The 10,454-nt window shown below is 59.7% G+C and carries 10 protein-coding genes and 1 pseudogene; 3 read left to right on the top strand and 8 right to left on the bottom strand.

What is annotated here, in order from left to right; all coding sequences use genetic code 11:
- Positions 1–254, bottom strand: a 254-nt coding sequence (locus ACPYOJ_RS25285) for an LOG family protein (protein ID WP_481418697.1), incomplete at its 3' end; no start/stop codon positions are given.
- Positions 255–329: 75 nt separating this feature from the next.
- A complete protein-coding gene (locus ACPYOJ_RS25280; protein ID WP_481418696.1) occupies positions 330–944 on the bottom strand; it encodes an FMN-dependent NADH-azoreductase in 615 nt (204 codons plus the stop codon).
- A gap of 177 nt (positions 945–1,121) precedes the next feature.
- On the opposite strand from ACPYOJ_RS25280, the gene pdxR reads away from it, so the two are divergent.
- From pdxR to ACPYOJ_RS25265, 3 genes are all read left to right on the top strand, one after another.
- Entirely contained in the window at positions 1,122–2,561 is a 1,440-nt protein-coding gene (pdxR, locus tag ACPYOJ_RS25275; RefSeq protein WP_481418695.1) for a MocR-like pyridoxine biosynthesis transcription factor PdxR, read from the top strand.
- A 109-nt stretch (positions 2,562–2,670) separates the two neighbouring features.
- Positions 2,671–3,126, top strand: coding sequence for a carboxymuconolactone decarboxylase family protein (locus ACPYOJ_RS25270; RefSeq protein ID WP_481418694.1), 456 nt, complete (start codon positions 2,671–2,673; stop codon positions 3,124–3,126).
- 77 nt (positions 3,127–3,203) lie between these two features.
- Positions 3,204–3,518 carry a DMT family transporter gene (locus ACPYOJ_RS25265; protein WP_481418693.1) on the top strand — a complete coding sequence of 105 codons (315 nt, stop codon included), beginning with the start codon at positions 3,204–3,206 and terminating at the stop codon, positions 3,516–3,518.
- Between the two features lie 295 nt (positions 3,519–3,813).
- Here ACPYOJ_RS25265 and ACPYOJ_RS25260 read toward each other — a convergent pair whose 3' ends face one another.
- From ACPYOJ_RS25260 to ACPYOJ_RS25235, 6 genes and pseudogenes are all read right to left on the bottom strand, one after another.
- Positions 3,814–5,352, bottom strand: a complete 1,539-nt coding sequence (locus ACPYOJ_RS25260) for an adenylate/guanylate cyclase domain-containing protein (RefSeq protein ID WP_481418692.1) — start codon at positions 5,350–5,352, stop codon at positions 3,814–3,816.
- A gap of 5 nt (positions 5,353–5,357) precedes the next feature.
- Positions 5,358–5,723, bottom strand: a complete 366-nt coding sequence (locus ACPYOJ_RS25255; RefSeq protein ID WP_481418691.1) for a response regulator — start codon at positions 5,721–5,723, stop codon at positions 5,358–5,360.
- 14 nt (positions 5,724–5,737) lie between these two features.
- The gene (locus tag ACPYOJ_RS25250; RefSeq protein WP_481418690.1) at positions 5,738–8,452 is read right to left on the bottom strand and encodes a response regulator; all 2,715 of its coding nucleotides are present in this window, start codon (positions 8,450–8,452) and stop codon (positions 5,738–5,740) included.
- Positions 8,449–9,195, bottom strand: a complete 747-nt coding sequence (locus tag ACPYOJ_RS25245; protein WP_481418689.1) for a Tll0287-like domain-containing protein — start codon at positions 9,193–9,195, stop codon at positions 8,449–8,451. The genes ACPYOJ_RS25250 and ACPYOJ_RS25245 overlap by 4 nt, the downstream gene beginning before the upstream one ends.
- Before the next feature lie 139 nt (positions 9,196–9,334).
- Positions 9,335–9,496, bottom strand: a pseudogene (locus ACPYOJ_RS25240) (IS6 family transposase); the annotation flags it as partial.
- A 171-nt stretch (positions 9,497–9,667) separates the two neighbouring features.
- Positions 9,668–10,450: an ABC transporter ATP-binding protein gene (locus ACPYOJ_RS25235; protein ID WP_481418688.1), complete on the bottom strand. Its 783-nt coding sequence runs from the start codon at positions 10,448–10,450 to the stop codon at positions 9,668–9,670.
- Positions 10,451–10,454 lie beyond the last annotated feature (4 nt).

The following is a 10,454-nucleotide window of genomic DNA, read 5'->3' as shown; positions in this document are numbered from 1 at the left end:
TGCAGGCTTTCGGTGATGACGCCATGGGCGTCACCACCGGCTTCGAGCACGGCATCGGCAATGATGCCCATCAACCCCTTTGTCGTGCCGCCATAGACGAGCGCGATCCCCTGCTCGGCAAGCACCCTGCCAAGGCCTCTCGCACCCTCGGCGAAGTCTTCCGACACGCCGAAGTTTGATCCGCAGAACACCGCTATTGCCTTGATCGAGCGTGCCGTCATCTTTGCCATTCCTCCCACGGTGATCTTTTGCATCAGACGCCAGCCGGTTCAAGGTCAAGCCGGCCGGGGCCTATCCGTCTTTGCAAGATAGTCGTCCCTGAACCAGTATCAGTAACGCAGAGATGCGAAATGTGCCGCAAGTTCCCGGTCTGTGGCATTCCTCGCCTGCACCAGCACATCGCCGCCGGCACCTGTTCCCTGGACCGAAAAGAAGGAGAGGTCCTTCAGCCCGATCATGGCGAGGATCGTTGTCAGATAGGGCGTCAGGAAATCCGGCTGGCGGGCCCGTTCGCCGGAAAAGCGGCCGCCGGAGGCGATGGCGATGAAGACTGGGCGATCCGCCAGCAGGCCCACCTTGCCGCCAGCGCCGATCGAGAATGTCCGGCGTGCGCGCACCACATGATCGATCCAGGCCTTCAGCGTCGAGGGAACGGAGAGATTGTGCATCGGCGTGCTGATAACAAGGCAATCGGCGCCTTCAAGCTCCCGCACCAGTTCCTCCGAATAGGCGAAGGAACCCTCCGTGGAGATATCTTCGGCCGATCCCTGAGAGGTAGCGTAATTTTCGTCGATATGCGGCATTGCGCCAGACCCGATCGGGCGTTCGATCACCTCAGCGTCGGGACTGCGCTCCCGAAGTGCGGCAATGATCCTCTGCGAGAGACGGTAGCTCTCCGCCTCCTTGCCTCGAGGGCTGGCGTTGACATGCAGGATGTTCTTCATCTGTCTGTTCCCGAGGAGTAAAGATCATGCTTGTAGCGGCGGAATGGTCCAGCTCACAGAACCATAAGGGGAGTTTGAAGCTGGGCCATGATTGCGGCGCGCGGGCTTGCGAAAGCCGGTCTCCGACCCCATCATGGCGCAAGTATTTTCAGCAAAATCCTGATTTCCGGGAAGGCCATGATCGCAAACAGGAAGAGCCACATTCCCCGTCCGGACCCCGCGCCGGAGACGGCCTATTATCGGCAGATCTATGACCGGTTTCGCAGCGCCATCGCCGAAGGCGTGTTGAAGCCCGGCGAACGCATACTCTCGGCGCGGGCGCTGGCGAAGGAGCTTGGCCTTGCCAGAGGCACGGTGGAGCAGGCCTATTCACTGCTGGCCGCGGAAGGTTATATCCTGGCGCGGGGGCAGGCGGGCAGCATCATCTCCCCTGATCTCAAGCCGAATGCGGCCGAGCCGATGCCCGTCCGTCAGGTCGAGAGCGATCCTCTCGTCACCAGCTACCGGCCGGACTCCATATTGCCGTTTCAGATGGGCCTGCCGGCGCTTGATGCCTTTCCCCGCAAGATCTGGGCGCGGCTCGCTGCCGTTCGCGCGCGGGCCATGCAGCCATACGATATGGTGCATCCCGAAATAGAGGGGATGCCGGCGCTGAGGGCGCAGATCGCCGCCTATCTCAGGGTTTCCCGTGGCATTGATTGCTCGCCTTCGCAGGTCTTCGTTACCTCAGGCTATCGCCAGACGATCGGGCTGATTTCCCATGCCCTGCTGAAGGCCGGCGACAAGGTCTGGCTCGAAAATCCCGGCTACCCGCCCACGAGGACGCTGTTTTCTCATTTGGGCATTCTACCGGTCGCCGTTTCCGTCGATCGCGATGGCATGGTCGTTTCCGAGGGGCTGCGAATGGCAGCGAAGGCGCGGGCGGCAGTGGTGACGCCGGCGCATCAAAGCCCGCTTTGCGTTTCACTATCGCTGCCGCGGCGGCAGGCTCTGCTGGATTGGGCCGCGCGAAACGACGCCTGGATCATCGAGGATGATTATGATGGCGAGTACCGATACGTCAGCCGTCCGCTGCCTGCGCTGAAGAGCCTGGATCGGGACGGGCGCGTGCTCTACGCCGGCACCTTCAGCAAGGTGCTGTTCCCAAGCCTGCGGCTTGCCTATCTCGTGGTGCCGGATGGTCAGGTCGAGCGTTTTGCCAGGATCGCCGCGGCCTTTGCGGGTGTCAGCCCGGCCCTGACCCAGGCGATCGTTACCGATTTCATCACGGATGGGCATTTCGCCCGCCACATCCAGCGTATGCGCAAGCTCTATGCCGGGCGCCGTGAAGCGACGGCGGCCGGCCTGAAGGCCGCGCTCGGCGAGAAGGTGCGCATCGATGCTCAGCCGGGCGGCATGCACCTGATCCTGCGTCTTGCGGGATACGCGGATCGAGAAAGCGTCAGCCGAATGCGCCGGGCCGGACTCTATGCCGAGGCTCTATCCGACTGGACATTCGAGGGCGAGGGGGCGTCTGCCTTGCTTGTCAATTTCACCAATATCGCCTCGCAGGCCATGGCGGAAACTTTCGGGCGACGCATCGCCGCGCTGCTGCCGGGCCATCATCATCGCCCATAGGAAAACATAAGGCGGCAATCATGGTCCATAAGCAAATGCCATACATGGACCTTCTATACTAGACCAAGATGCGGGACGATCAGGCCCTTCCAACCAGAAAGGCTTCATCATGAGCAACCGCATCGACTACGCAAAAATCTCGCCCGAGGGCTACAAGGCTTTCGGCGTTGTCTATGCCACCCTTCAGAAGAGCGGCCTGCCGAAAGAGCTGGTCGACCTTGTCTATCTGCGTATCTCGCAGATCAACGGCTGCGCTTTCTGCATCGACATGCACAGCCGCGATCTCCTGAAATCCGGCCTTGCTGTGGAAAAATTGGCGCTGGTCGCGGTGTGGCGTGACGCCGGCGGCCTGTTCAGCGCCGAGGAGCGGGCGGGTCTTGCCTGGGCTGAAACCGTGACTCGTGTTTCCGAAACCGGTGTTCCCGATGCCGACTATGCGGCGGCGGCCGCAGCCTTCGGCGACAAGGCCCTGGCTGACCTCACCTATGCGATCGGCCTGATGAACGCCTTCAACCGCTTCGGCATTGCCTTCCGCTCGACGCCGTCGGCTGTGGCCAATCTCTGACGCGAGAGATCGGGCGCTCGCGGCATCGGACACGCTGCTACGAGCGTCCAACCAACATGCATTCACGGATTTCTATCATGGCCTGGTTACTGCTCACCATCGCTGGCGTTCTGGAGGTTGGCTTCGCTCTTTGCATGAAGTCATCAGACGGTTTTACGCGCCCCATCCCGTCGCTGCTGACAATCGCCTTCGGCCTGTCCAGCGTTATCGTTCTGTCCTTCTCTCTACGCTCATTGCCTGTCGGCACGGGTTACGCCGTCTGGACCGGCATCGGCGCAGCCGGTACCTCGATTCTAGGGATCACGATGTTTGGCGATCCCGCATCGCCCGCAAGACTGCTTTGTATTGGCCTGATTGTCTGCGGGGCGATGGGGCTGAAAATCGCCGCTTGAAGCAGGGACGCAATTTGGTTCGGCTCATTTTGAGAAGACTGCGCACGATGTTCCAACTACGAGTTTCTTCACGCTCACCTCCGACAGACGAGCGGTCGTCGGTTCTGATCCCATCAAGAGCGAAGGCATTGAAAGTCGCCTTTTGCAAAGCTGCTGAGAGTAGATGTTTATCCCACGAGACCAATTCCGCTGACGGACTGCGCCGCAGCCGCGGGACAGCAGGGGAGCACAGCCAGGTTTCCGGCAGGCTGCCCCCGCACGGTATCGTCGCTGCCCGTGGTGTGGGCCACGACTATCAAATTAGGTAGGTGACGTATTTTCCGATACCTTGGATCTCCATGACTTCTTGATGGACATCCAGAGAGCTCTCTCCGAGCGCCTCGTACGTGCTTTGCGATATCTGAATTCGTCCGGGGATACCGCAAGATTCCATGCGGCTCGCAACGTTTACCGTATGGCCCCAGACATCGTAGACGAAGCGTTTTCGGCCGATCAGGCCGGCGATGACCGGCCCGCTGTTGATGCCAATGCGCAAGCTGAGTGGAGGTTCCGGACCGGTGTCCTTGGTCATTTCCGCCAGCAACGCCTTGCCGAAAGCAACCGCTGCCGCGGCATGATCCGGGCGAGGGTCCGGTAACCCGGCCGCCGCCATATAGGCATCGCCAATAGTCTTGATCTTCTCCATTCCATACTCGTCGGCAAGTTCATCGAAACGCGAGAACAGCGCGCTAAGCCTCCCCACCAAAACAGCTGCCGGGGTGCGCGCTGCAAACTCGGTAAAATTGACGATGTCAGCGAAGAGGATCGTCGCCATTTCAACGCGGTCTGCGATCACCTCCTCGCCTTCTGCCAGGCGCTTGACGACCTGCCCCGGAAGAATGGCATGAAGCAGCGCATCGGCCCGTTCCTTCTCGAACTCGATCTCGGAGAGATAGCGCTTCTCACGCTCACGCCAGCGGCTGCGCTCAAGGCACGCCTTGATGCGCGCGCGCAGGAGAACCGGATCGATCGGCTTTGGAAGGTAGTCTTCAGCTCCAGCCTCGATGCAGCGGACGACGGCATCATACTCCTTGAGACCCGAAATCATGACCACCGGGATCTCGCGCCAACGCCGGTCCGATTTGAGATGGCCGAGAAGCTCGATGCCATTCATGTCCGGCATCAGGATGTCGGCCAGAGCAAGATCGAATTTCTGCGTCTCCAGAATCCGCAGCGCCTCTGCGCCTGAACCTGCGACGACCACTGTATGTCCGTCGCGTCCAAGGCGCCTGGCGAGGAGATCACGGCTCGACATCGTATCGTCGACGACCAGGATGTGGCCAACCTCCCCGGGCGCTGCCGGCAACCGCGCTGCCATGGTTCGTGCGAAATCGGCCGCGAGGATCGCGTCCGCCTCGTCTGCGGACCTCCCATCCGAATAGAAAGAGGAGGTATCTCTCGCTCTGTCGAGCTGTGCGAGGAGAGCGCGGGTTTCGTCAATGATCCTTGATATGTCCGCAACGAGGCGTTGGGAGAGCGAACCATTGAAGTCCTCCATGACCATTTCAGAGTAACCGAGAATCGCGTTCATCGGCGTTCTGAGGTCATGCCGCAACAGCGAGAGGCTCCGGCTCTCGGAAGGCTCCGCGTCGAGGAACCGCTCAATCTGCGCATTCAATTCCCGAGCGGCGAAGAGCACCTTTTCCAGATCGGGCAACGCCCCGCTTGGTCCCTGCCGGCGAACCTCTTCGAGGATCAATTCCTGATAGCCGAAAATCGCCTGCGCCGGATCGGCGAACTTTTGCGCGATTCTGGCGATCTGTACGCGATGACCGATGTCAGCAGATTGGGCCACGGCCATCACCCTCCGGTCAAACGGGAAATCTTTTCGAGCAGTCCCGGGAATTCGATGGGTTTCGTATCATAGTCATCGCAGCCGGCATCCATCGCTTTTTGACGGTCGCCGACCATGGCATGTGCCGTGAGGGCGATAATAGGGATATCGGCGGTGGCAGGATTCTCCTTGATGCGCCGCGTTGCTTCCCAGCCATCGATCTCCGGCAGGCTCATGTCCATTAACACCAGATCGGGCTTCGCGCTCGCCGCCGCCTCTACACCGGCAAGACCGTCTGTCGCGACGACCACTTCGTATCCCCGACGTTCCAGCCGGCGGGAAAGCATGTCGCGGTTCATCTCATTGTCTTCCACGAGAAGAATCTTGACCATCCTGTTCGCGCTCCTCAGGCATCCTCGCTCAGCGGCACGTGCCGCTTCAAAGCCGCTATCAGTTCGGCGCGGCCTTTCGCTCCTTTTCTGATGACATCCTTCGCCCGCACGCCAAGCCAATCCAGCTCATCGCGGCTCAGATCCTTCGATGTGACGACAACGATCGGAAGGTCAGACAGGTCCTGTCTTTCCTGAATGACGTTCAGCAACTCGAAGCCGTCCATGTTCGGCATCATGAGATCGAGAACCATGATTGACGGCCGCCCGGCGTCGAGCTGCTCCAGGCCGCGCCGCCCGTCGGCAGCCTCCCGAACACGCCAGCCTTCGCGAATGAGCACCCTGCGAAAGAGTTCGCGGGTCGCCGGGTCGTCGTCGACCACAAGCACGTCGTGTCGCCGATCGCCTGCGACAGCATTCAAGGTGTCGATGAGCTGTTGCGGATCGATCGGCTTGATCAGGTGATCGGTGGCACCGAATGCGAGACCCATTTCACGATCCCCCACAACGGTCGCGAGGATGACCGGTATATTGCGAAGCGCCGCATCCGATTTCATTTCGCGCAGCACCGACCAACCATCCTGTCCGGGCATGATGACGTCCAGGATAACGGCATCCGGGCGCAATTTCCGTACTTTTTCCAGGCCCTCCTCACCGCCCTTGGCCTCCACAACCTTAAATCCTGCGCCGCGAACCACGTCAGAGACAAACCTGCGCGCCTTGGCTTCATCGTCGATGACGAGAACCGTTCCGTGGGTTTGCACCTCCTCCCGCGCCTCAATTGGCAGCAGGATCTCCTCGATCTCATGCGTCTTGCAGATCGCCGGTATCTTGAAGCGAAAGGTCGAGCCCTTTCCGAGTTCACTCTCTACTTCTATGGTTCCACCCATCATCCGGACAAAATGCTGGGTAATCGCCAGGCCGAGACCGGTTCCGCCATAGTTTCGCGTGGTCGAGGAATCGACCTGCACAAATGCCTGGAAGAGCTTTGCCTGTTGCTGCTCGGTCATGCCGATCCCGTCGTCGCGGACACTGAACTCCAGCCAATCACCGCGCTGGTCGGACTTGCGTTTCGCGCTTAGCAGGATCTCGCCGTGGTCGGTGAACTTTGCAGCATTGGATAGCAGGTTGAAAAGGTTCTGTCGGAGCTTGGTCTTGTCGATCTCGACCTCGTCTGGTTCGACCGAGACCTTGAGCGTCAGCCGATTGCCCTTTTTCGCGACCAGCGGTGCCACGGTGCTTTCGACATCGCTGATGAGCTGCATCAGGCTGAAACGCTCGACATAGAGTTCCATTTTCCCCGCCTCGATTTTCGACAGATCGAGAATATCGTTGATCAGCGCAAGCAAATGGCGTCCTGACCCCATGATTTTTCCAAGGTCGGCAACGAGGCCCGGCTGCGCCAGCTCGTTTGCGTCTTCGATGAGCATCTCGCTGTAGCCGATGATGGCATTGAGGGGCGTACGCAGCTCGTGGCTCATGGAGGCAAGGAACCGGCTCTTTTCTTCACTCGCGACCTCCGCGCCTTGCCTGGCTTCCTCCAACTCTGCCTGGCGCAGTTTCAAGTCGGTAATGTCGGTATAGACGGCGATCGTGCCGCCTTCGGGGGTTTTGCGCTTGGCGATGCGAAGCCACGTTCCATTGCCGAATTGCCGCTCGATCATGCCCTGCGGCTCCCGGTGGCGCCGGATCGCCTCCTTCACCCAGGCCTCCGAGCCGCCGGCGCCGATCTCGGCCGTGGCGCGCTTCGCCTGTGCGCGCGCAATATCCTCGAAGGACCTTCCGGGCGTCATGAGTTCCGCAATATCCGGGAATATCTCGAGGTAACGCTGATTGACAAGGACCAGCCTATCCTGGGCATCGAAGAACGCGAAGCCATCGGGGATGGTCTCGATTGCCGTCATGACGGTATTTCGCTGTCGTACGGCGGCCGCTTCGAGGATGCGCCGCTCGGCCTGGCTTTCGCGCAGCAGTCGCAGCGTCGTTGAAAGCCTGCCGAACTCGTCGCTTCCCTCCGGCGGCAATTCGACATCCTGCTGCTCCTCCGTCAGCTGGATCATCGCTTTGTCGATACGGGCGAGGGGAACCAGTATCGACCGCAGCACCAGCCAGGTCATGATGCCGCCCGTTATCGTTATCAATGCGACCGCAATCAGGGCGCGAGTGTAGGTGTTCTTCGCTGCGGCGGCAGCCGCGTCACGTGCCCCATCGGCCTCTGTCCTGAGGCGGGCTTCGAGCCCCTTGAGCACGGTGTCGATGTCGTCGCTGAATTTCTTGGCGGCGGCCAACTGCGTGTTTCCGATGACCCGATTGCCCGCCGTATAGGCGTCGACTGCCTGCATCGCCTTCGCATAATAGGCCTTTGAGCCTTGCTCGATGGTGTTGGCGGCATCCGGCGCAAAACCCCGGATGTTCGCTAGATTTTCCTCCAGCGCGTCGCGAGCGGTTTCGGCTCGTCGCTCCGAGAGTGTCAGCAGACTGACCGACAAGTCGGTGAGCCAGTAACGCATCTCGCCAAAATGCCGGTACGCCTGCACGGCTTCATCGAACATATGAAAGCGCGTATTCGCTTCCTCGACGCGCCGCTGGTTCTCAAGAAGATCATGTGCCATGAAAGCAACGCTCACCAACAGGGCGCCGAGCAGCCCAGCGGAGAGACAAACGAGGCGGATCGAGATTTTCCGATCCATCAGGCGGCTGAGCCTGATGCGAATGAGATCCAAAGCGCTCATTGGAAGAGCGTGATGCTGATCGCGCCCCCCAAATCCCCCTCGGCTGCGCCCTCTTTCGGATAGCCTGAGATATCAATCTCGCCCTTGGGCTGGCCATGGCACGTCAGGCAGGAGGGGGAATAGTATTCAGGAATGAGCATACGAAATGCCCGGCGGCCGTCCATTTCGCTCTCCTCGACAAAAGGTTTGCCCTTCGGCCAATCCGCTGACTGGAATTTACTCTCGATGACCTGCCGTTCCCAATCGTCCGGAAGCGCCTTTCTATTGCGTACCAGGTCCTCTGGGGCGGTGACCTTTATCTTTGCCGTTTCACCGACTTTTTTCTCCAGACGCTCGTTGACCAGGCGGGCAAAAATCGCGGGAATGAATCCTTTAAAGCCCACGCCCTTAGCATTGATGACCTCCTGGTTTTCGTCGACGACTTCCCGTATCGCCGCAATTTGAGCATCGAACAATTGCTGCTCCGCCGGCGTAAAGGTCTGGTCCGGCAACGATTGTTTGTTGTTCTTGCTGTAGAGGGCGAGCGACTCTTCGACCACACGTCCGCCCGTCAGATGCTTGTCTCCGATCGACGCATCGTTGATCAGACCCTGATAGCTTGAGATGACGCTGCGACTGGCACGCACCAGGGCCGCAAGCCGCTCCCCCGTGGCCACGTCGTCCTGATTCGCAGCACTGTAGGCTATGGGTGCGCAGAAGGCGGCCATTGCCAGAAGGACGCCGCATCTTAGGCCGCGCTGCATAGTACGCCTCATATCACCGCTATGATTTGGCGAGTATATCAAAAGTAGCTAAAATTCAAAAATCGTTTTCAGCCTATACTTCAGCGGGCATTGTAAACTTATCGGAAGCCGACAGGACAGGGCGGTGAACCTCCGCGAAGGCGGCCTGAAGATGGGCGATCTCATTCCACATTTGCATGGCGGCTGCTCTCAGCTCGCGATGATGATCAGATGGTATGTCATGTCGGGATATGTGGAAGAGGTTGGCGACTGGATCGTGGACGGAGACGAAACTCTGGCATTGTGCTGGTGACTTGAAGCGGATGATACCTGGTCTCGTCGTCGCGCTCGCCGCGCAGTTTGAGATCCTCGCCAAATGACCAAGGGACGCGGGGTATTTCGTATCCTCAATGCAAGTTTGCGACGGAACCAGATCCCTTGCCTTGCATTCGGCGGGGCCGTTCTCACCAACTCGATGACGCGCGCAAGCCTCTCAGCTCATCTCTTCCAGTACAGATTGACGGACCTCATATTCTATGAGGTTCCAAATGCGTTCGACCAACGCCACGAATTCCGGTGTGCGCTTGATCGCGAGGGAACGGGGACGGGGCAGGTTGATCTCTATTATCTCTTGCAGGCGCCCTGGGCGACGAGCGAAGACGAATACCCGATCGGAAAGATAGACCGCCTCATCGATCTGGTGGGTAACGAAGAGGACGGTCTTACGCCCTTCTTCCCAGATGCGCATCAGCTCGGTCTGCATGATCTCGCGTGTCTGGGCATCGAGTGCCGAAAAAGGCTCGTCCATCAACAGGATTTCCGGGTCGACCGCCAAGGCGCGGGCGAGATTGACTCGCTGGCGCATGCCGCCGGAAAGCTGTTTTGGATAATAGTTCTCGAAACCTTCGAGCCCCACCAGCTTCAGCAACTGACGTGTCGCCTGGACGCGATCCTTGTCACCGAAACCGCCGATCTCCGGCCCGATCATGGCGTTGGCCAGAATGGTCCGCCAGGGCAGCAGATTGTCCTGTTGGAAGACGAAGCCACGGTCGCTGCCGGGCTTGGTGATTGGCCTTCCATCAAGCCGGATCTCGCCGCTGCTGGCCTGTTCGAGTCCGGCGACGATGCGCAGGAAGGTCGTCTTGCCGCAGCCGGAAGGGCCAACGATCGAAATGAATTCGCCGGCAGCGATCTCCGTATCGATATGACTGAGGGCCTCCAGATCGTTAAATCGCTTGGTGAGGCCGCGAACGGCAAGTTTCGGTGAATTCGTCATGCTG

The sequence above is a fragment of the Rhizobium sp. SVR5-9E genome (assembly GCF_056755095.1).
Note: the sequence above shows the minus strand (reverse complement) of the source record. Positions and strands in the feature narration are given on the sequence as shown.

What these genes read in the sequence shown, in the direction of transcription:
- ACPYOJ_RS25280 (WP_481418696.1), bottom strand. Translation starts at nt 944, where the DNA reads ATGAAGAACATCCTGCATGTCAACGCCAGCCCTCGAGGCAAGGAGGCG.
- pdxR (WP_481418695.1), top strand. Translation starts at nt 1,122, where the DNA reads ATGATCGCAAACAGGAAGAGCCACATTCCCCGTCCGGACCCCGCGCCG.
- ACPYOJ_RS25270 (WP_481418694.1), top strand. Translation starts at nt 2,671, where the DNA reads ATGAGCAACCGCATCGACTACGCAAAAATCTCGCCCGAGGGCTACAAG.
- ACPYOJ_RS25265 (WP_481418693.1), top strand. Translation starts at nt 3,204, where the DNA reads ATGGCCTGGTTACTGCTCACCATCGCTGGCGTTCTGGAGGTTGGCTTC.
- ACPYOJ_RS25255 (WP_481418691.1), bottom strand. Translation starts at nt 5,723, where the DNA reads ATGGTCAAGATTCTTCTCGTGGAAGACAATGAGATGAACCGCGACATG.
- ACPYOJ_RS25250 (WP_481418690.1), bottom strand. Translation starts at nt 8,452, where the DNA reads ATGAGCGCTTTGGATCTCATTCGCATCAGGCTCAGCCGCCTGATGGAT.
- ACPYOJ_RS25245 (WP_481418689.1), bottom strand. Translation starts at nt 9,195, where the DNA reads ATGCAGCGCGGCCTAAGATGCGGCGTCCTTCTGGCAATGGCCGCCTTC.
- ACPYOJ_RS25235 (WP_481418688.1), bottom strand. Translation starts at nt 10,450, where the DNA reads ATGACGAATTCACCGAAACTTGCCGTTCGCGGCCTCACCAAGCGATTT.